The 20,693-nt window shown below is 65.1% G+C and carries 18 protein-coding genes; 5 read left to right on the top strand and 13 right to left on the bottom strand.

Going from position 1 to position 20,693, the window contains the following annotated elements; all coding sequences use genetic code 11:
* Positions 1–14: 14 nt before the first annotated feature.
* Genes Q9246_RS02850 through Q9246_RS02825 form a run of 6 tightly spaced genes read right to left on the bottom strand, consistent with a single transcriptional unit; the run spans position 15 to position 7,125 of the window.
* The gene (locus Q9246_RS02850; protein ID WP_306395299.1) at positions 15–1,934 is read right to left on the bottom strand and encodes an Ig-like domain-containing protein; all 1,920 of its coding nucleotides are present in this window, start codon (positions 1,932–1,934) and stop codon (positions 15–17) included.
* A gap of 28 nt (positions 1,935–1,962) precedes the next feature.
* Positions 1,963–4,167, bottom strand: a complete 2,205-nt coding sequence (locus Q9246_RS02845) for a type IV pilus secretin PilQ (protein ID WP_306395297.1) — start codon at positions 4,165–4,167, stop codon at positions 1,963–1,965.
* 12 nt (positions 4,168–4,179) lie between these two features.
* Entirely contained in the window at positions 4,180–4,716 is a 537-nt protein-coding gene (locus tag Q9246_RS02840) for a pilus assembly protein PilP (protein ID WP_306395295.1), read from the bottom strand.
* Entirely contained in the window at positions 4,713–5,426 is a 714-nt protein-coding gene (locus Q9246_RS02835) for a type IV pilus inner membrane component PilO (RefSeq protein WP_306395293.1), read from the bottom strand. Before Q9246_RS02835 ends, Q9246_RS02840 begins: the two co-directional genes overlap by 4 nt.
* Entirely contained in the window at positions 5,423–6,061 is a 639-nt protein-coding gene (locus tag Q9246_RS02830) for a PilN domain-containing protein (protein WP_306395292.1), read from the bottom strand. The genes Q9246_RS02835 and Q9246_RS02830 overlap by 4 nt, the downstream gene beginning before the upstream one ends.
* Complete coding sequence (locus Q9246_RS02825) at positions 6,061–7,125, bottom strand: pilus assembly protein PilM (protein ID WP_306395291.1); 1,065 nt, start codon at positions 7,123–7,125, stop codon at positions 6,061–6,063. Before Q9246_RS02825 ends, Q9246_RS02830 begins: the two co-directional genes overlap by 1 nt.
* A gap of 331 nt (positions 7,126–7,456) precedes the next feature.
* On the opposite strand from Q9246_RS02825, the gene Q9246_RS02820 reads away from it, so the two are divergent.
* A complete protein-coding gene (locus Q9246_RS02820; RefSeq protein WP_306395289.1) occupies positions 7,457–9,790 on the top strand; it encodes a penicillin-binding protein 1A in 2,334 nt (777 codons plus the stop codon).
* A 172-nt stretch (positions 9,791–9,962) separates the two neighbouring features.
* Here Q9246_RS02820 and cyaY read toward each other — a convergent pair whose 3' ends face one another.
* Positions 9,963–10,292 (bottom strand): iron donor protein CyaY, encoded by a 330-nt coding sequence (gene cyaY / locus Q9246_RS02815; RefSeq protein WP_005663375.1) that lies wholly within the window; start codon positions 10,290–10,292, stop codon positions 9,963–9,965.
* Between the two features lie 29 nt (positions 10,293–10,321).
* Between cyaY and lptM the strand changes: the two genes are divergently transcribed.
* On the top strand, positions 10,322–10,516 hold the full coding sequence (gene lptM, locus Q9246_RS02810; RefSeq protein ID WP_306395286.1) for an LPS translocon maturation chaperone LptM: 195 nt from the start codon (positions 10,322–10,324) through the stop codon (positions 10,514–10,516).
* A complete protein-coding gene (gene lysA / locus Q9246_RS02805) occupies positions 10,516–11,793 on the top strand; it encodes a diaminopimelate decarboxylase (RefSeq protein ID WP_306395283.1) in 1,278 nt (425 codons plus the stop codon). The genes lptM and lysA overlap by 1 nt, the downstream gene beginning before the upstream one ends.
* Before the next feature lie 37 nt (positions 11,794–11,830).
* Here the strand turns inward: lysA and Q9246_RS02800 are convergent, their stop codons facing one another.
* From Q9246_RS02800 to Q9246_RS02780, 5 genes are all read right to left on the bottom strand, one after another.
* Complete coding sequence (locus Q9246_RS02800; protein ID WP_306395281.1) at positions 11,831–12,454, bottom strand: protein-methionine-sulfoxide reductase heme-binding subunit MsrQ; 624 nt, start codon at positions 12,452–12,454, stop codon at positions 11,831–11,833.
* The gene (msrP, locus tag Q9246_RS02795) at positions 12,454–13,434 is read right to left on the bottom strand and encodes a protein-methionine-sulfoxide reductase catalytic subunit MsrP (RefSeq protein WP_306395279.1); all 981 of its coding nucleotides are present in this window, start codon (positions 13,432–13,434) and stop codon (positions 12,454–12,456) included. Before msrP ends, Q9246_RS02800 begins: the two co-directional genes overlap by 1 nt.
* Positions 13,435–13,509: 75 nt before the next feature.
* The gene (gene ccsB / locus Q9246_RS02790) at positions 13,510–14,688 is read right to left on the bottom strand and encodes a c-type cytochrome biogenesis protein CcsB (protein ID WP_306395277.1); all 1,179 of its coding nucleotides are present in this window, start codon (positions 14,686–14,688) and stop codon (positions 13,510–13,512) included.
* Positions 14,689–14,712: 24 nt separating this feature from the next.
* Entirely contained in the window at positions 14,713–16,803 is a 2,091-nt protein-coding gene (locus Q9246_RS02785; RefSeq protein WP_306395275.1) for a cytochrome c biogenesis protein ResB, read from the bottom strand.
* Positions 16,804–16,921: 118 nt separating this feature from the next.
* On the bottom strand, positions 16,922–17,596 hold the full coding sequence (locus Q9246_RS02780) for a c-type cytochrome (protein ID WP_306395272.1): 675 nt from the start codon (positions 17,594–17,596) through the stop codon (positions 16,922–16,924).
* A 145-nt stretch (positions 17,597–17,741) separates the two neighbouring features.
* On the opposite strand from Q9246_RS02780, the gene yihA reads away from it, so the two are divergent.
* Both yihA and hemB read left to right on the top strand, forming a co-directional pair.
* Positions 17,742–18,485 (top strand): ribosome biogenesis GTP-binding protein YihA/YsxC, encoded by a 744-nt coding sequence (gene yihA, locus Q9246_RS02775; RefSeq protein ID WP_306395270.1) that lies wholly within the window; start codon positions 17,742–17,744, stop codon positions 18,483–18,485.
* Between the two features lie 31 nt (positions 18,486–18,516).
* Positions 18,517–19,524, top strand: coding sequence for a porphobilinogen synthase (gene hemB, locus Q9246_RS02770; protein WP_306395269.1), 1,008 nt, complete (start codon positions 18,517–18,519; stop codon positions 19,522–19,524).
* A 53-nt stretch (positions 19,525–19,577) separates the two neighbouring features.
* Here the strand turns inward: hemB and Q9246_RS02765 are convergent, their stop codons facing one another.
* Positions 19,578–20,516 (bottom strand): hypothetical protein, encoded by a 939-nt coding sequence (locus Q9246_RS02765; RefSeq protein ID WP_306395268.1) that lies wholly within the window; start codon positions 20,514–20,516, stop codon positions 19,578–19,580.
* Positions 20,517–20,693 lie beyond the last annotated feature (177 nt).

Genomic DNA, 20,693 nt, shown 5'->3' with positions numbered 1-20,693 from the left:
TCGATCCGCGAATTTTATGGGCAGGTGACGCTCATCCTGAACGGCAGCGAACTGGCGTCGCCGCGCGGCGTGGTGACCGTCACGTTGAAGCTCGCATTGGCGGCCGCGGTGCACGGCGTGGCGGCGGTGGTGCTCAGGGTGATCCGGTGCGACGAGCCCTGCGGACCGGCGCCAGCGCCGGCGAAGATGCTCGGCACCTTGGCTGGGCTGATCTCGACCAGCGAGGCGTTGACCAGGCCGGTGACCGCTACGGCCGAATCGACCGGCAGCGGGTTGCCGTTCAGGTCGGTCAATTGGACCACGAAGACTTTCGGGTCGCCGGCCCTGGTGCTGCCCAGGTCGCCGTTCGACGCCGTGGTCGAACCGTTCACGTAGGCGTAGGCCAGGGTTTCATCGCTGAACGTGATGGTGGTCTTGACGGCCTGGGTATTGCTGCCGTCCGTGGTGCTGGCGCAGATCGTCGCCACGCCCCGGCGGGTGCTGTCCGGGGTCCCGTTGGGGCCGCTATTGCATGGCGTCGCCGGGGTGTTCGGCAGCGCGACGCGCGGCTCCTGGGTGCGGTACGGTACCGAACAGCCGCCGTTGACGGTGACGCAGCCGCCTGAATCCGAGGTGCCGATGGCGCCGATATTGGTCTGGAACACGATCGGCGTGCCATCCGCGACCGGGTTGCCGAACTGGTCGGCCAGCAAGACGCTGACCGTCGCGGCCGGGGTCGTGGTGCCGCTGTCATGCGACCAGCCGTCCACATTGGCGCCGGTGACCGAAATCGAGAAGGCGCGCTGAACCGGCAAGCCCGTGGTCACGACGATCGAGTCCGAAGTAGTGGAAATATCAGGACGCGTCCCAGCCGCGGTGCCCGGCAGCACGGCCTGGATGCGGAAGGTGGTCGGCTTGTCGAGCGAATTGACGGTGGTGATCACTTCGCCGTTCTGGTCGGTATTGTCCTTGACCTTGTTCAGCTCGACGACGCCTTCCGGCACTACCCTGAAATCGACTGCCCGGTTCGACAGCGGACGGTTGGCGGTATCGAACACGCGGAAGCGCAAGGTCGCGGTCTCGGTGCGGTTGATGCCGCCCTCGCCGCGGATCACGATCGATTTGTCGCTCGGCACTGCCTCGACGAACTGCACCGAAGCCGGCGCGGGAGCGGCGATTGCCAGCGCTGCCGATGCCGGCGTCGTCACGCCGTCGGCGGTGACGGTGATGATGTCGTTGCTGCCGCAGCCCTGGTCGCGATACACGGTCTGGGCGGTGCCGTTATTGGTGGCGACGGTCGCGGCCATGGTAGCCTTGCCGGCGGTGACGCAGGCCGAGCTGAAATTGACGTTGACCTGCTGGCCGGCGTACTTGGCGCCGTTGGCGAGCAGGTCGACCGAGACCACGCTCGAATCGTAGGCATTGATGCTGGCCGGCGCCAGGCGCAGCGCGCTGAAGGTCAGCGCGGTGGCGTTGACCGAATAATTGGCTTCGCTGGTGACGGCGGTGCCGGCCACGGTGACGTTGGCCGAGACGCGGCCCGCGCCGCCGGCCGCCAGGCTGGCCACGCGCATGGTGATGCTGGCGGTGCCGCTGGCATCGGTCAGGGCGGTGCCGGCGCCCGGCGTGAACAGGGCCAGGTCGGCGTTGGTGGTAAAGGTGACCAGCGCGTTCGGCACCGGCTGCTTGTTGGCGTCGAGCACCAGCGCGCGCACAGTCAGTGGCGAGGCGCCGCTCAGCGAGCTGCTGGCCGTGCCCGCGGCATTGACCAGGCTGACGCCGACGGTCGGGGTGGCCGCGACCGGCGGCGGAGTCACGGTGCCGCCGTTGCCGCCATTTCCGGTGCCGCCGCTGCCGGCCGGGGTACCGGGGCTGCCGCCGCCGCCGCCGCAAGCGGAAAGGGTCGCGGCCAGGAGCAGCGCCAGGCTGCCGTATTTGATGTGCTGGTTTTTCATATTGTTATCGCTTGTTGTTAAATTTTGCTCAGCGCGCGCCGGCCACGTTTTCGTTCACGATCTTCGGGGTGATGAAGACCAGCAGCTCGGTCTTGGCGCTCTCGCGGCCGGTGGTCTTGAACAGGTAGCCCAGCAGCGGGACGTCGCCCAGCAGCGGGACCTTGGTCACGTTGTTGCGCTCGGTCTGCTGGTAGATCCCGCCCAGCACCACGGTGCCGCCATTCTCGACCATCACCTTGGTCTTCACGTGCTGGGTGTTGATCGCGAAGCCGGCGCGGGTTTCCTCGCCCTTCGAATCCTTGTTGACGTCCACTTCCAGCACCACGTTGCCGTCCGGGGTGATCTGCGGCGTCACTTCCAGGCGCAGGTTGGCCTTCTTGAACGAGATCGAGGTGGCGCCGCTGCTGGTCGCCTGCTCGTAGGGCAGCTCGACGCCCTGCTCGATCACGGCGATCTGCTTGTCTTCGGTGACCACGCGCGGGCTCGAGATGATCTTGCCCTTGCCGTCGGCTTCCAGCGCCGACAGTTCCAGGTTCAGGAAGCGGTTGGCGGCCGACGAGAACAGCGAGAACGCCAGCGACGAGGCCGGGATGCCGCCGATGCCGGCGGCCGGCAGGTTGACCATGGTGGTATTGGTATAGCCGTCGCCTTCGTCCGGGGTCTGGCCGGTGACCTGGCCGACGCCGGTCAGGTTGCCGCCGATGGCGACGCGCTCGTTGCCCTTGACCTGCCAGCCGGAGTCGCCGCCGCGCAGCGTGCGCAGGTCGGCGAAGCCCAGCTTGGCGCCCAGGTTGCGCGAGAAGCCGTCGTTGGCTTCCACCAGGCGCGCCTCGATCAGCACCTGCTTCGAGGCGATGTCGGTCTTCTGGATCAGCTTGCGGATGTCCTCGATCTTGGATGCGATGTCGGTCACGAACAGCTGGTTGGTGCGCGGGTCGATGATCGCGCTGCCGCGTCGCGACAGCACGCGGTTGCGGCCGCCGCTGTCGCCGCTCGAGGTGGCGCCGCCGGCATCCAGGCCGAACACGTTGCGGAACGATTCCGCCTTCTGGTAATTGAGCTGGAAGATCTCGGAGCGCAGCGGCTCGAGTTCGGCGATCTGGGCGCGCTGCTCGAGTTCGAGCTTTTCCTTGGTCAGCAGTTCTTCCTTGGGCGCGATCCAGATCACGGTGCCGTTCTTGCGCATGTCCAGGCCCTTGGCGGTCAGGATCACGTCCAGCGCCTGGTCCCATGGCACGTCCTTCAGGCGCAGGGTCAGCGAGCCGGTCACCGAATCGCTGGCGATGATGTTCAGGCCCGAGATGTCGGCCACCGCCTGCAGCGCGGCGCGCACCTCGACGTCCTGGAAGTCGAAGCTGAGCTTCTCGCCGCGGTAGCCCTGCGGGTTGTCGCGCGAGCCGGTGCTGTTGCGGTTCGGGTCTTCCTCGACCTTGCGCACCTCGACCACCAGCTGGGTATCGCTCTGGAAGACCGATTGCTCCCAGTTGCCTTGCGCGTCGACCGTCATGCGCACGTCGTCCCCTTGGGCCTGGGTCGAGACGCGGGTGACGGGGGTGCCGAAATCGGTCACGTCCAGGCGCCGGCGCAGCGCTTCCGGCAGGCGCGCGCCGCGGAAGTCGACGATCACGCCGCTGGCGGTCTGGCGCACGTCCACCGCCACCCCGTTGGCCGGCAGGTCGACCACGACCCGGCCGGCGCCATTGGCGCCGCGGCGGAAGTCGAGATCGCGCAGCTGCGGGCGCGCGGCCGCGGTAGCCACTGCGGGAGCAGCTTTCGCCGCCGGCAGGCCGGCCGCGTCCAGCGCGCGCGCCACGCCGCCCGAGCCTTCCACGGTCACGATCACCGACTTGCCGTCGATCGCGGTGGCGTAGTTCAGGGCGCGGCCCAGGTTCAGCACCAGGCGGGTGCGCTCGCCGGCCTGCACCACGTTCAGGCTGCGCACGTCGCCCAGGTTCATCTCGTGCACCGTCTTGCCGGTGGCGTTGGCGGTGGCGCCGAAGTCCAGCGCGATGCGCGCCGGGTTGGTGATGGCGAAGCCGATCGGGGCCCGCGCCGGGGTCTCGCGCATGGTCACGTTGATGACCACGTTGCTGCCCTGCTGGTTGGCGGTGATCGATTCGATCGCATTGCCCTGGGCCAGGGCGGCGCCGGCGCACATCATGAACATGAGTGCGACCGCGGCGCGCGCCAGCCATGCCGGCAGGGCGAAGCGAATCTTGACGTTGTCGGTCATTTACTGCTCTCCTTATTTTGCCGCGGTTCGGTGCTGCAGCTCGATGTGTGCCATGCGTTCCACCCAGTCGCCCGTGGCGTCCTGCACCGATTCCCTGATTTCAATGGCGCCTTCGCTCACTCGCGTGATGCGCCCGAAGTTCTGTCCTATGCGCTGTCCGGGCCTGACCCGGTACAGCGTGCGCTCGACCTGCAGCAGCGCGTACTTGACGCCGCCCTTCTCGATCGTGCCCACCATCCGCATCGTGTCGAGCGGGAAGTTCTCCAGCACTTCCTTCGGCCGTTCCAGGTCGGGCTGGTTGGCGTTGCCGGCCTGCGCCGCGCGCGCCATCTCGCCCAGCAGCTTGGCCTGGTCGAACGGGTCCGGGGCTTCGCGCGCATCGTAGCCATAGGGCTCGAAGGTCTTCGGCTCCGGCAGCGCCTTCACCTTCGGCACCGTCTGCTTTTCGACCTGCTTCATCCAGGCCCGGGTCTCGCCCACGCCGCCGTCGCCGCAGGCGGCCAGCAGGCCGCTTGCCAGCAGCAGCGCAATGCTTCGTGCGCGCATCATTTCTTGCCTCCGCTCTTGGCCTTCGGCGTCTTGGCGGACGCCTTGCCCTTCTTGCCCTTGGCCTTCTTCTCGGCCGCGCGCGCCGCGCGCTGGGCCGCCAGTTCTTCCTGGTCGAGGTAGCGGAAGGTCTTGGCCACTGCCTGCATCCCCAGGCTGCCGTCCTTGGCGGTCTGCAGGGTCAGGTTGTTCAGCGTGACGATGCGCGGCAGGTTGGCCATGTCGGCGGCGAACGCCCCCATGTCGTGGTAGCGGCCATTCACCTTGATGTCGATCGGCAGCTCGGCATAGTAGTCGCGCACCACTTCCTGGCCCGGCTTGAACAGCTCGAACTGCAGGCCGCGGCCGACGCCCGACTGGTTGATGTCCGACAGCAGCGAATACATCTCGGACTTGCTCGGCAACTGCTTTTCCAGGCGCACCACGTACTGGTCGACCTGCGCCTTCTGCGCCTTCAGCGCTTCCAGGTTGATCGCCTGCGCCATCTTGGTCTTGTATTCCTCGCGCAGTTTCACTTCTTCGCGCGCGCCGCGTTCCTGGGCCGCGAACTGGTCGCTCCAGTAGAAGTAGTAGCCCAGGCCGACCACCAGCACGGTCACGCCGACCGCGCACAGCAGGCGCGGCGCCAGCGGCCACTGGCCGGGCTGGCGGCCCTGCAAATCCTGGAACTGCGCCGCCAGCCGGGCGCCAAGGTCTTTGAGATCGATGTTCATGACTTCTCCGCCGCGCGCCTGGAGGCCGTCTTGGCCGGCTTGTCGCCGTCCGTGGCGTCGTCGTCCGACCCGGCCGGACGCACGCGCTTGATCGACACCGCGAGCGTGAAATCGACCACCTGGCGCGACGTCTTGCCCTGGGTGACGGTGACGGCGCGCACTTCGGTCAGGTCCGGACTTTCCAGCCAGGCCGACCCGCTCGTGAGGTTGCGCAGCAGCTCGGCCACCCTTTCCTGCGACTGGGCGTTGCCGTTCAGGATCACGCGCTGGCCGCTCTGCTTGACCGACTTCAGGTGCACGCCTTCCGGCGTCTGGCGCACCAGTTCGTCGAGCAGGTGGACCGGCTGGTTGCGGTCGCCCTGCAAGTCCTCGACCGCCTGCTGGCGCGCCTGCAGGGCCGCGATTTCTTCCTTCAGGTTGGTGATCTCGCCGATCTGCTCGTCGAGCTGGGCGCTGGCTTTTTTGAGCACCTCGTTGCGCTGGTTCTGGACCGAGATCTGGCTGGCGTTATAGGCGCCCACCAGCAGCACGATGGCGGCGCCGACCAGGCCGCCCAGCGCCAGCAGGGCGACGAAGGCGCTCTGCTTCTGCTTGCGCTTGGCCTCGCGGTGAGGCAGCAGGTTAATCCGGATCATCAGCCGAACCTCCGCAGCGCCAGGCCGCAGGCGACCAGGTAGGCCGGACCGTCCTGGCGCAGCTGATGCTCGCGCACGCCGGCGCCGAGCTGCATGCCTTCGAAGGGCGCCGCGAGGCTGACCGGGAGGCGGGTGCGGCCGGCCACGATCTCGAGGATCCCCGGCAGCAGCGCGCAGCCGCCGGCCAGGTACAGCTGGTCGATCCGGGTATACGGGGTCGAGGTATAGAAAAACTGGATGGCGCGCGTGATTTCCAGCGCCGCGCTCTCCAGGAAAGGCGCCAGGATGTCGGCGCGGTAGTTCTCGGGCAGGTCGCCCGCCTTCTTGCGCGTTTCCGCTTCCTCGAACGCCATGCCGTAGGCGCGCACGATGTCCTGGGTCAGCGCATTGCCGCCGAACGGCTGCTCGCGCTCGTAGACCGCCTCGCCGTTCAGCAGCACCGACACGTGGGTGGCGTGGGCGCCGATCTGGAACAGGGCCACGATCTGGTCTTGCCGCGGCTGGGCGGCGTGTTCGAGCGCGCTGCGCGCGGCGTAGGATTCGATGTCCATCACGGTGGCCGTCAGGCCGGCGGCCTCGGCGATCGCGACCCGGTCCTCGACCTTTTCGCGGCGCGCAGCAGCCAGCATCACTTCCATGTCGTCGGCCGAATTGGGTGCCGGGCCGATCACGTCGAAGTCGAGGCTGACCTCATCGAGCGCGAACGGGATATACTGGCTGGCCTCGGACTCGACCTGCACCTCGAGCTGGTCTTCCGACAAGCCGGCCGGCAGGATGATCTTCTTGGTGATCACGGCGGCGGGCGGCATGCCCAGCGCCACGTGGCGGGCGCGGGTGCCGCTCTTCTTCCAGACCCGGCGCACCGCGTCAGCGACCTGGTCCATGTTTTCGATATTGCCGTCCACGACGGCGCCGCGCGGCAGCGCCTCGAGGGTGTAGCGCTCCAGGCGCACGATACCCTTGCCGGCATCGGCCAACTCGACCAGGCGAACGCCGGACGTGCTGATATCGAGCCCGACCATCGGCGGATTCGATTGACCGAACAAGGAACCCAGATTGATCACCAATACACTCCCTTGGCTGTCCTGAGGACAGAATGTGCTTGAATATTCCCGGAACCGGGTGTTGTCGTAAAGAAAACAGCTATTTACTTCTTATAACTTTTCTTTAAAAATCCGGTACTTACGTGCAGCACCGCCAAGGATCGTAGCAACAAAGGATGACTGCGGACAAGAAATTTCTGCACTGGAACACTCCATTCCGGGGCGTGCGCGCCACACTCTGGCCATTTCATTGCCAGGCCAATATTGCCCTTGAGTTCCGTTAAGCTCCAGCCAGTATCGGGCACCAAACCGCTGCCTTATAATGAGGCGGATCAACAAAGCGAAAGTCAGCATGAAAGAGAAACAAGCAGCCTCCTCTTCTTCCTCGAAGTTCAGCCCCAAACGCCTGGTATTGATGGCAATTGCCGGCCTGTTCGGCCTGGGCGCCATCAGCGTGCTGGTGCTGGTGTTCGCCCTGGCGATGGCCTACCCCAATCTGCCGGCGCTGGACACGATCACCGACTACCGGCCCAAGATGCCGCTGCGCATCTTTACGGCCGATAACGTCCTGATCGGCGAGTTCGGCGAGGAGCGCCGCACCCTGGTCCATTTCAAGGACATTCCGGACGTCATGAAGAAGGCCGTGCTGTCGATCGAGGACGACCGCTTCTACGAGCACAGCGGCATCGACTACCTCGGCATCCTGCGCGCCGCCTTCCGCAACGCCACCGGCGGTGCGCGCCAGGGCGCCTCGACCATCACCCAGCAGGTCGCGCGCAATTTCTTCCTGTCGTCGGAGCAGACCTTCAAGCGCAAGGCCTACGAGGCCATGCTGGCCTGGAAGATCGAGAAAAACCTGTCCAAGGACCAGATTCTCGAGCTGTACATGAACCAGATCTACCTGGGCCAGCGCGCCTTCGGCTTCCAGTCGGCGGCCCAGATCTATTTCGGCAAGGACTTGCGCGACATCACCGTGGCCGAAGCGGCCATGCTGGCCGGCCTGCCCAAGGCGCCGTCGGCCTACAATCCCGTGGTCAACCCGACCCGCGCCAGGACGCGCCAGCAGTACATCCTGCAGCGCATGCACCAGCTCGGCTATATCAACGACGCCCAGTTCGCCCAGGCCAAGGAAGAGCCGCTGAAGATCAAGACCGACAGCACCGCCTTCGGCGTGCACGCCGAATATGTGGCCGAGATGGCGCGCCAGCTGGTCTACGAGCAGTTCAAGGAAGACACCTATACCCGCGGCCTGAACGTGTTCACCACCATCACCAAGGCCGACCAGGACGCCGCCTACCTGGCCCTGCGCCGCGGCGTGATGGACTACGAGCGGCGCCGCCCCTACCGCGGCCCGGAATCGTTCATCGAGATCCCTGGCGCCAAGAGCGAAGCCGACGAGGCGATCGAGGCCGAGCTGGCCGAGCATCCGGACAGCGACAACATCATCGCCGCCGTGGTGCTGCAGGCGTCGCCAACCCAGGTGCAGGCGACCATCGCCTCGGGCGACACGATCACGATTTCGGGCCAGGGCCTGGCCTTCGCGCGCGCCTGGCTGTCCGACAAGGCGGCGCCGAACCGGCGCGTGCGCCGCGGCGCCGTGATCCGGGTGATGCAGGACGACGAGTCGAAGTGGCAGATCACGCAGATGCCCGAAGTGGAATCGGCGTTCGTCGCGGCCAATACCGAGGACGGCTCGATCCGCGCCCTGGTGGGCGGCTTCGACTTCAACCGCAACAAGTTCAACCACGTGACGCAGGCCTGGCGCCAGCCGGGTTCCTCGTTCAAGCCGTTCATCTATTCGGCCTCGCTCGAGCGCGGCCTGTCGCCGGCGACGATCGTCAACGACGCCCCGATCAGCTTCGACGCCGGCCAGACCGGCGGCCAGGCCTGGGAGCCGAAGAACTACGACAACAAGTATGAAGGTCCGATGACCATGCGGCGCGGCCTGACTTCGTCGAAGAACATGATCTCGATCCGCATCCTGAACAAGATCGGCGCGCGCTACGGCCAGGAATACGCGGCCCGCTTCGGCTTCGAGCCGGAACGCAATCCGGCGTATTTGACCCTGGCGCTGGGCGCCGGCGCCACCACCCCGCTGCAGATGGCCGGCGCCTACGCGGTGTTCGCCAACGGCGGCTACCGCATCAGCCCCTACCTGATCTCGAAGGTCACCGACAGCGACGGCAAGGTGCTGTCCGAGGCGCGTCCGGCGCGCGCCGGCGACGAGGCCAACCGCGTGATCGATGCGCGCAACGCCTTCCTGATGGACAGCATGCTCAAGGACGTGGTGCGCTTCGGCACCGCGGCCAAGGCGATGTCGCTCAAGCGTACCGACCTGGCGGGCAAGACCGGCACCACCAACGACTCGATCGACGCCTGGTTCGCCGGCTACCAGCCGAAGGTGGTGGGAATCGCCTGGATGGGCTACGACAAGCCGCGCAACCTGGGCGCCCGCGAAACCGGCGGCGGCCTGGCGCTGCCGATCTGGATCGGCTATATGCAGAAGGCGCTCAAGGGCGAGCCGAACGTCGAGCGCGAGGTGCCGGCCGGGCTGGTGCAGTATGGTTCGGATTACTACTACGCCGAGACGCCGCCGGGCAGCGGGGTCGAGACGCTGGACGTGGGGCCGCCGCCAGCGCCGGAGCAGCAGAAGGAGCGGGATGCGGTGAGGAACGAGTTGTTCTAAGCAGAACCGTTACCCCCAAATACGTCGTCCCCGCGAAGGCGGGGACCCAAGTTTGCTAGCGCACCACTTGCTTCAAGCGTAGTGGCAGTGCTGAGGACTTGGGTCCCCGCCTTCGCGGGGACGACGTTTTGGGGCTAACGAAAATGGGTTGCCGCGGGTATGCGACGTTCGTTCAAACCAGCGACACCTGCGCCCCGCCCTGCTCCCCCGCATACTTCGACAACGACGCAAAGAACTCGCTGTCATCGCGCGTATTGCGCCACTCGTCGCCCACGCGCTTGTAGTGGTAACCGCCCGAACGCGCCGCCACCCACATCTCCTGCAGCGGCGCCTGGCTGTTGACGATGATCTTGGAGCCGTTGTCGATGAACTCGATCTCCAGCACGTTGCCGCTGCGCTTGCACTCGACGTCGATCACGTCCTCGTCGTTCAGGCGGTCGAAGGCATCCTCGATCTGCTTGAGGGTCAGGTCGGCAAGGTCCAAAAATTCGGTTTCGGTCATGCTACACTCCAAAATCTGCTAATCAAACCGTGATTCTAATCGTGAAGTCCACTCTTGCGCTTCTCCCTGGTGCCGTTTTGCTCGCCGGCGCCTTGTCAGGCTGCGGCCAGACCGGCGACCTGTACATGCCGACGCCGCCAAGCCGGCCCGCACCGGCGCCGGTCGAACAACCGCCCCAGCCCGTCCCTTCGAACAACGCCTCCACACCCGCACCCAACCGCTGATGTCCCACTTCTCGCACCAAGACGGCGTCCTGCACGCCGAAAACGTCTCGCTGTCCGCCATCGCGGAACAATTCGGCACGCCGACCTACGTCTATTCGAAGGCCGCCCTGCTCGAGAACTTCAGCGCCTACCACGACGCCTGCCAGGGCCGCGACGCCCTGGTCTGCTACGCGATGAAGGCCAACTCGAACCTGGCCGTGCTCGACCTGCTGGCGCGCCAGGGCGCGGGTTTCGACATCGTCTCGGGCGGCGAACTGCTGCGCGTGATCGCGGCCGGCGGTGATCCGGGCAAGACCATCTTCTCGGGCGTCGGCAAGACCGTCGAAGAGATGCAGCTGGCGCTGGAGAAGGGCATCCTGTGCTTCAACGTCGAATCGATTCCCGAGCTGCACCGCCTGAACGAGGTCGCCGGCAAGCTCGGCATGCGCGCACCGGTCTCGCTGCGCGTGAACCCGAACGTCGACGCCAAGACCCACCCGTATATTGCGACCGGCCTGAAGGCCAACAAGTTCGGCGTGGCCTTCGACGATGCGCTCGACACCTACCGCACCGCGGCGTCGCTGCCCAACCTGGACGTGGTCGGCATCGACTGCCATATCGGTTCGCAGCTGCTGGACGACGCCCCTCTGCTCGAAGCGCTGGATAAACTGATCGACCTGATCGACACCCTGCACACCGAGGGCATCCACCTGCACCACCTGGACATCGGCGGCGGCATCGGCGTCGACTACGGCGTGGCCGGCGACAAGCCGCCGGTGCCGGTGGGCGACTACCTGGCCCGCCTGTTCAAGCGCATCGACGCCTGGCGCGCCGAGAAACACGATGGTCAGCCGGTCAAGGTGATCTTCGAGCCGGGCCGCTCGATCGTGGCCAATGCCGGCGTGCTGCTGACCAAGACCGAGTTCCTCAAGCCGGGCGCCGAAAAGAACTTCTGCATCGTCGATGCCGCCATGAACGACCTGATGCGGCCGACTTTGTACCAGGCCTGGATGGGCGTGCAAGCGGTGACCCCGCGCGACGGCGAAAAGCTGGTGTGGGACATCGTCGGTCCGGTGTGCGAGTCGGGCGACTGGCTGGCGCGCGAGCGCGAACTGGCGCTCGAGCCGGGCGACCTGCTGGCCGTCATGACGGCCGGCGCCTATGGCATGACGATGGCGTCGAACTACAATACCCGCGGCCGGGCGGCCGAGGTGATCGTCGATAGCGACGTCATCCACCTGGTGCGGCGGCGCGAGACCCCAAGCGAGGTGTTCGCGCTGGAAACGATGATCAAGTAAGAAACAAACAGGCCCGCGCGATGCGGGCCTTTTCACTTCACGCGCGCACAGCCTGCGGCTTGCGCCTGAAGTGCCAGAACACCCGCAGCGCCAGCAGTACGGCGACAATGGCCCCGAACAGGATCGGCTGCGCGAAGTCGCTCTTGCCCTCTTTCATCCACCAGTAATGCAGGATCGCCAGCGGCCCGATCAGGTAGATCAGCCGGTGCAGCCACTGCCAGCGCTTGCCGCCCAGGCGCTTGATTATCGCATTGGTCGACGTCGCCGCCAGCGGGATCAGGAGCACGAAGGCGATGAAGCCGACCAGGATGAAGGGCCGTTTCACCACGTCGGCCAGCATCGCCGCCACGTCGAAGAAATGGTCGAACCACAGGAAGGCGATGAAGTGCACGAAGGCGTAGAAGAACGTGAACAGCCCGACCATGCGCCGCAGCTTCACCAGCCAGTTCCAGCCGCTCAGGCGCCGCAGCGGCGTGACGGCCAGCGTGATGCACAGGAAGTACAAGGCCCACTCGCCGCTGATCCCGGTGATTTCGGCCAGCGGATCGGTAAAGGCGCCGGTCGCCACGCCCCACACCAGTCGGGCAAATGGCAGCAGCGCCAGCACGAAGATGGCGACCTTGAGCCACTTGAGCTGCGTGTTCGAAAGCTGCAGCGCCATCAGTAATAGCGCTTCAGGTCCATGCCCGTGTACAGCGAGGCGACCTGGTCGTAGCCGTTGAACATCAGGGTCTTGCGTTTCGGCTGGAACAGGCCGGTCTCGCCGATGCGGCGCTCGCTGGCCTGCGACCAGCGCGGATGGTCGACGTTCGGGTTCACGTTCGAATAGAAGCCGTATTCGCGCGGCGCCGAATCGTTCCAGGCGGTGCGCGGCTGGCGCGATACCAGGCGGATACGGACGATCGACTTGGCCGACTTGAAGCCGTATTTCCAGGGCACGACCAGGCGCACCGGGGCGCCGTTCTGGTTCGGCAAGACCTGGCCGTACATGCCCATCGTGAGCAGGGTCAGCGGATGCATGGCTTCGTCGATGCGCAAGCCCTCGACGTACGGCCAGTCGAGCACGCCGCTGCGCAGGCCCGGCATTTGCTTGCGGTCGGCCAGGGTGGTGAATTCGACGAACTTGGCGTTGCCGGTCGGCTCGACCTGCTTGAGCAGGTTCGACAGCGAATAACCGATCCAGGGAATGACCATCGACCAGCCTTCGACGCAGCGCAGGCGGTAGATGCGTTCTTCGAGCGGCGCCAGCTTGAGCAGGCTGTCGATGTCGAGCGTGAGCGGTTTCTTGACTTCGCCCTCGATGCGCACCGTCCACGGACGCGTGACCAGGGTGTGCGCGTTGTCGGCCGGGTCGCCCTTGTCGAGGCCGAATTCGTAGAAATTGTTGTAGCCGGCGGCGTCCTTGAACGGGGTCTGCTTTTCGTCGGTGGACAGCGCCACGTTGGCGCGCGCCGCCAGTTTCTGGCCGGTCGCGGTCTGAGCGAAGGCTTCGCGGTTGGCCATTTCCCACACGCCACCGCCGACGGCGGCCGTGGCCGCCATGCGGGCGATGAACTGACGCCGGCCGGTGTAGACCTCTTGGGGAGTGATTTCGGACGGGAACGGAAGATCGAGTCCGTTGGGATGACGTTTGAACAGCATGGCAGGCCCCGCAAGCTTAAGAGACTTCACATTACACGAAGTTCCCTTAAGCCAGCGTTAGGCCACCAACACTGCTTACAGCTCGCCGTAGGAATGCAGACCCGACAGGAACATGTTCACGCCCAGGAAGGCGAAGGTGGTCACCAGCAGGCCCACCACCGCCCACCAGGCCGCCACGCGGCCGCGCAGGCCGGTCATGAGGCGCATGTGCAGCCAGGCCGCGTAGTTGAGCCAGACGATCAGCGCCCAGGTCTCTTTCGGGTCCCATGACCAGTAGCCGCCCCAGGCCTCGGCCGCCCACAGGGCGCCCAGGATGGTGGCGACGGTGAAGAAGGCGAAGCCGATCGAGATCGCCTTGTACATCACGTCGTCCAGCACCTCGAACGACGGCAGGCGGTCGGCCAGGATGCCGTGCGATTTCAGCAGGTAGGCGCTGCCGACCATCGCCGCCAGGGCGAAGGTGCCGTAGCCGATGAAGTTGGCCGGCACGTGGATCTTCATCCACCAGCTCTGCAGGGCAGGCACCAGCGGCTGGATCTGGGCGGCGTCGCGCGACACCGTGTACCACAGCAGGAAGGCCACGGCGGCGGCGATGATCAGCATCACGAACGGACCCAACTGGCGGGTGGCGTAGTGTTCTTCGTAGTACAGATGGAACATCGCAGTGATGATCGCGAACAGGATGAACACCTCGTACAGGTTCGACACCGGGATATGGCCGACGTCCGGCCCGATCAGGTAGCTTTCGTACCAGCGCACCATCATGCCGACCGAGCCGATCACGATGGCGGCCCAGCACAGGTTGGCGCCGACGTTGCCGCCAAACTTGCCGCGGCTGAACAGGCCGACCCAGTAGAACAAGGTCGAGAACATGAACAGCGCGCTCATCCACAGGATGGCCGAGCCGCTCGACAGCATGTATTTCAAAAAGAACTTTTGCTCGGCCGCGGCCAGGTTGCCGTCATACATCGAGATCGCGGCCAGGGAAACCACGCCGACCAGCGGCACCAGCCAGCGCATCGGTTTCCAGTACCAGCCCAGCGCCGCGAACACCGGCGCGGTACAGATCAGGATGATTTCTTCATAGATGTCCATGAAGTGGCCGTACTGGACTTGCGCGTACAGGGCCCCCGCGCACAGGGCGAGCGCGTACAGCCAGTCGGCCGCGGTCAGGCGGCGGAAGTAGCCGACCTTTTCCTGGTATTTGTCGGTCGAGCGCGCCGCGCGACCCGTTTTGGTTTGGGACAATTCCATCATTTCCTCCAGATCGTCGCCAGCTTACGCCGGTTGCGGCAGCTTGATCGACAAGTCTTCGTATTCGCGCTCGAAATCGAGCGTCTTGCGCTGGGTGCTCATCGCCATCAGGGCCTCGGCACCATCATCTACGTCGCGCACCCAGATCCAGACGCGCCGTTCGCGAATATAAAACATCGCGAACACGCCCAGGGTAAGCAGCAGGCAGCCGAAGTAGACCACATTCTTGCCCGGCGAGCGAGTCATCTGAAGTACCGATGCTTTTACTTCGGTGAAATCGTCCAGCTGCAAATAGACCGGCGCGCCGTACAGGAAGCTGTCCGACAGCGCATTGGTGGCCAGTTGCAGGAAGCGGCCGTTGGCCTCGGTCGGTTCGGCCGCGGCGTCGCCATTCCTTTCGCGCGCCACCTGCCACAATTCCCACAGCGCGCCGTTGAGCATCTTCATGAAGATGCCGGCGGCCTTCTCCTGCTCGGCCTGCGGGATTTGCTCCAGGAAGCGGGCCACGCCGATGAAACCGCCGCGGCCATCGCCGCCGGCGAAGATGTCGAGCGTGCGCGCCGCCGAATCCTTCAACTGGCTGGCCAGCGCGCCACCCTGCCCGTCCGCGCTCAGGGCGCGCGCGGCGTAGCGGGTGGCGGCCTCCTGGCGCGCGGCGCGGTCGGACAGCGCCGCGCGCAGGCGCATCCAGTCGCCCACGCCATGGCGCTCGTCGGACGGGATGCGCAGGAAGCTGAAGTTCTCGGACGGGTTCGAGCGCACGCCGGCCAGGTAGACCTGCGCGCCTTCCAGGGTCAAGGGCTGCATGTAGTTCATGTACTCGCGCGCCTGGCCGGTGTGGTCGCGCAGCTTGTATTGCACGCTGGGGCCGACGTTTTTTAAATCCTTGTTGGCGTCGGGGTCGGCCGCCGCGCCGGAAGCCTTGCCCAGGGTGGCCGACAACTGGGCGTTGAACCCGATATTCGTGCCTACCGCGCGCGCATCGTTGCCTTGCGCAATGTTCTCGACATTGAAGGGACGGAAGCCCGACCACTCGACCGCGTACTTGTCCTTGCCGAAGGTGAGCTCGGTGGCGCCGTTGACCTCGCCCTCGATCGCGAAGCTGGCGGCGCTGGCGCCCGTCATCGGGAAGCCGGTGAGCCGGAGCTTGCTGCCGCCATCGTCAAAGCTCGACTGGTAGACGGCGATGCCCTTGTAGATCAGTGGGTGGTTGACCTTGATGGTCGATTCGAACTTGTGGCCGGTTTCCAGGTCGTGCACCACGACGTCGCTGGCGAACAGCTTGGGCATGCCGGTCGAGTAGAACTCGATGTGGAATTTCTTGAGCTCGATCCCGAACGGCAGTTCTTGCACCAGCACGCCGGATGGTTGATTCAGGATCGCGGTATGGCTGGTCTGGCCCTCGGCGATGGCGGTATTGCCGCGGAAGCTGGGGTTGCCCTGGCCGAGGCGGTGCTGGGCCGGGATCTCGGCGATCACGCCGCTGCCGGTAAATGGTGTTTTGCCCAGGAACCACTGCTGAAAGCGCACGGGGAGTTCCGAGTCCAGCATGCCGCCGAGCAGGATCACGATGATCGAGGTGTGGGCGAAGATATAGCCGAACTTGTTGCCGGCGCCTTTCTTGGCCGAGACCAGGATGGCCTGGTCTTTCTCGACAATTTTCGTGGCATAGCCGGCGTGGCGCAGGCGCAACGCGCTCTGTTCGGCCAATTCAGTGCGCGCCAGCGGCGCCTGCCACTCGGCCTTGTGGTGGAAATTGCGCAGCGAATCGACGCGCACGTTCTCGCGCCAGCTGCGCATATCGCGCAACATCTTGGGCGTGTTGCGCACCACGCACAGGGCGGTGGAAACGATCAGCACCACCAGGATGACCAGGAACCACCAGCTCGAATAGACGTTATACAGGCCGAGCTTGCCGAAGATCTCGAACCAGAACGGCCCGAACTGATTAACGTAATTGGGCATCGGCTCGTTCTGCTTGAGCACGGTGCCGATGACAGAGGCGATCGAGATGATGGTGAGCAGGCTGATCGCGAAGCGCATCGACGAGATCAGCTCGACCGCCTCGGCCAGCCAGCGGCGGCGGGTATTCAGTTCAATTCCGGTGGTACTCATGCTTTACAACTTTCATCCTGCGCGGGGGCTGGTCCGTGCGTGGAAAAAAGGGCGCCAGCTCGACGCTGCCGCCCTCTTTCCGTTCATCTCATGCTCATGCTCGCACTAACAGGACATGTCAGCGCAGGCCTGCGATATAGTCTGCCACCGCGCGCATCTCTTCCGGCGACATGCGCTGCGACAGCACCGTCATCTGCGGGCTGTTGGCCCGGGCGCCGGTCTTGAACGCCTCGAGCTGGGCGGTGGTGTAATCCTGGTGCTGGCCGGCCAGGCGCGGATATTGTGCCGGAATGCCATTGGCGGTGGCGCCATGACAGCTGGCGCAGGCTGCCACGCCTTTTTCTGCAATACCGCCGCGATAGATCTTGCGACCCAGTTCCACGGTCTCTTTATTCTTCGCGGCGCCAGGCTTGTGCGTCTGCGTCGCGAGCCAGGCCGAGATATCCTTCTTTTCCTGCTCCGTCAGCATCTTGGCATACGTCGTCATGATCGGCTGCTGGCGGTGCGCCGTCGTGAAATCGACCAGCTGCTTGTGCGTATACGTGGCAAACTGGCCGGACAGCTTGGGATTGATCGCGATCGACGAATTGCCGGCCGCGCCATGGCACGACAGGCAGGACGGCAGGCCGCGTGCGGGGTCGCCGTTTTCGTACAGGACGCCACCCTTGGCCGGATCGGCCTTGACCGCGGGGGCGGTTGCGGCGCCAGCCGCCATCGCCGCCGGTAATCCCCCAAAGACAGTTAGCGAAGTGACCAACAGTGTTTTGAGCAGCGGGGACGACAAGCGATTCATAAACGCACCTTGAAAAAGTCAACGTTGAAAAGTTCAGCAGCGCCTCTCGATCGCGACCGCCGAGGGCGGAGCAGCAATCAACCCCTTATTGTACAATAGCTTTGTTTCCCAAACGCCATTTCGTAGCCTCTTATCCCTCTCCCCAATGTCCAGATTATGGCAAGCCCGGTTCTTCACGACCGTTAACCAGTTGCGCGATTTGCCCGGCACGCAAGTACCGGAAATCGCCTTCGCCGGGCGCTCGAACGCCGGCAAATCCACAGCGATCAATATCCTGACCAACCAGAAAGGTCTGGCTTTCGCTTCCAAGACGCCGGGCCGTACCCAGCACATCAATTACTTCTCGATCGGCGGCGCCCATGTGGGCCAGCACCGCAAGGATGCGGTCCGGGTCGACGAGATCGAGGCGCTGCTGGTCGACTTGCCGGGCTATGGCTATGCCGAAGTCTCGGGCACCGCCAAGCTGCACTGGCAGAAGTTGCTGGGCGACTACGTCCAGCGCCGCGACCAGTTGGCTGCACTCATCCTGATCATGGATTCGCGCCGGCCATTTACCGACCTCGATGTGCAGATGCTGGAATGGTTCGCCCCGACCGGCAAGCCGATCCACTGCATCCTGACCAAGGCCGATAAGCTCAACCGCAACGAATCGACCAATGCGCTGCGCGAGGCGCGCGCCGTGCTCGACAGCTACGTGGATGAAGAAGGGAATGGTTTCCCGTTCACGGTGCAACTGTTCTCGGCGCTGAAGCGTATCGGCATCGAGGAGGCGGATGCCAAGATCCTGGAGCTGGCTGGGCTGACCGGCGGCGATGCAGAACCAGGGGAAGAGACCGGCAGCGAAGAACCTGCGGCACCGTCGGCGGACGACGAAAAGCCCTCCGCCTGAATTTGCAAGCCTCTTTGCAAGGACCAGAACGATGACCATCATCACCTCCGCCTATCCGGCGGCCCGCCCGCGCCGCATGCGCCGCGACCCGTTCTCGCGCGCCATGATGCGCGAAAACACCATCACCTCCGCCGACCTGATCTACCCGGTCTTCGTGCTTGAGGGACAGAACCAGCGCCAGCAAGTGGCGTCGATGCCGGGCGTGGAACGCCTGTCGCTCGACCAGCTGCTGAAAGTCGCCGAAGAATGCGTGCAGCTCGGCATCCCGGCCATGGCCCTGTTCCCGCTGGTCGACCAGTCGGTCAAGACCTATGACGGCATCGAGGCGACCAATCCGGATGGCCTGGTGCCGCGCGTGGTCCGCGAACTGAAGAAGAACTTCCCGGAACTGGGCGTGATCACCGACGTCGCGCTCGACCCCTACACCACCCACGGCCAGGACGGCCTGCCGGACGAGACCGGCTACATCGTCAACGAAAAGACGATCGAGATGCTGGTGAAGCAGGCGCTCACCCACGCCGAGGCCGGCGTGGACATCGTGGCGCCGTCGGACATGATGGACGGCCGCATTGGCGCCATCCGCAATGCCTTCGAGGCGCAGGGTCACATCCATACCCGCATCATGGCCTATTCGGCCAAGTATGCGTCTGCCTTCTATGGCCCGTTCCGCGACGCGGTGGGCTCGTCGGCCAACCTGGGCAAGGCAGATAAAAACACCTACCAGATGGACCCGGCCAACAGCGACGAGGCGCTGCGCGAAGTGGCGCTCGACCTGGCCGAAGGCGCCGACATGGTGATGGTCAAGCCGGGCATGCCCTACCTGGACGTGGTGCGGCGCGTGAAGGACGAATTCAAGGTGCCGACGTTTGCCTACCAGGTCAGCGGCGAGTACGCGATGCTGAAGGCGGCGGCGCTCAATGGCTGGCTCGATCACGACAAGGTCATGATGGAATCGATGATGGCCTTCAAGCGGGCTGGCGCCGATGGCGTGCTGACCTATTTTGCGCTGGATATCGCGCGCAAGCTCAAGGCCGGCTGATCACGCTGCGCTCATGAAAAAACCGTGCCGAGGCACGGTTTTTTGTTGCTCCATCACCGCCCTGGAATCGGCCTGTAATCCGGGAACATCTCCTTGTACAGGAACTCCATCAACTGCTCGGTATCCTGCGGCCGTGCACTGAGTTTCACGACCCGCCCCAGCCGGTGCGAATCCCACTCGAAATCGCCCTTCTTCTCTCGCCGGATCAGCTCGATCATCTTCTTGATCACCGCGGTCTCGATATCGCGCTCGCTGCCCTGCTCCACCGTCACCGCCGTCAGCCAGCGCCGCTTGAAGCTCGGGTTCCAGCCGCGGAACTTGAGGTCCATCGTGTTGAAGGTCTTGTTCGTCACCGAGAAGATGCCGCCGGTCTCGTTGCTGTCGTCGGTGCCGCGGCCGTTGATGGCGGCGATGTTCGCCAGCGCGTTGCGGGTGCCGCGCGCGGCGTCGCTTTCCTGGGCCTGCACTTCGCTGCCGGTCGGCGCGCCGCGGCGCTCGCGCTGGGCTTTCACGTAGGCCGCCATGTCCATGTCGGGCGGCACTTCGGTCGGCTGCTGGCGCTGCGGCTGCGTGGGGCTCGGCGGCGCCGGGCGCTCGTCGGGAATGGTGATCGTGTCCGGCAGGCGCTGGACGATGATGCGCTCCTGCTCCACGCGCGGCACCGGCGGCGCCGGCAGGGGGCGCGGCGTCGGGCGCGGGGTCGCCTCAACGGGCGACGTCTCCTGCAAGGGCGCTACATACACCACCTGGCTGTCGCCCTGCTCTTCGGAGGCCGGCCGTGCCGTGCGCTGTTCCGGTTCCTTCGGCTCATAAAACCAGAGCAAGACCAGCAACAGGTGGACGGCAATCGTGCCGCCCACGCCGAAGCGGTTCGGCCCCTTGCGCCCGTATGGCATTCCCAGCCCGTAGCGCGGCCCCGAGGGCGGCAAGGGCTGCCCGCAGTGGGAACATACTTCGCTGTCCTGCTCGTAGGTGTGGGAATGGTCACGCAAGATGGATCGATTTCCTGGAAGCGACGTCTGAAAAAACGGCAGAGAGCCGCAGTCTAACCGTTTTGCAGCGCCGACGCATCACGCTAGCCGCCCCGCCGCCCCGTCCAGCCCATTGATGGTTGTTACCAAATGTTTCCGGCCGCCAGTATCGGATGCGGGGGCAATCCGATGCTGGCG

Origin of the sequence: Telluria beijingensis (assembly GCF_030770395.1) — a bacterium.
Classification (GTDB): domain Bacteria; phylum Pseudomonadota; class Gammaproteobacteria; order Burkholderiales; family Burkholderiaceae_D; genus Telluria; species Telluria beijingensis.
Note: the sequence above shows the minus strand (reverse complement) of the source record. Positions and strands in the feature narration are given on the sequence as shown.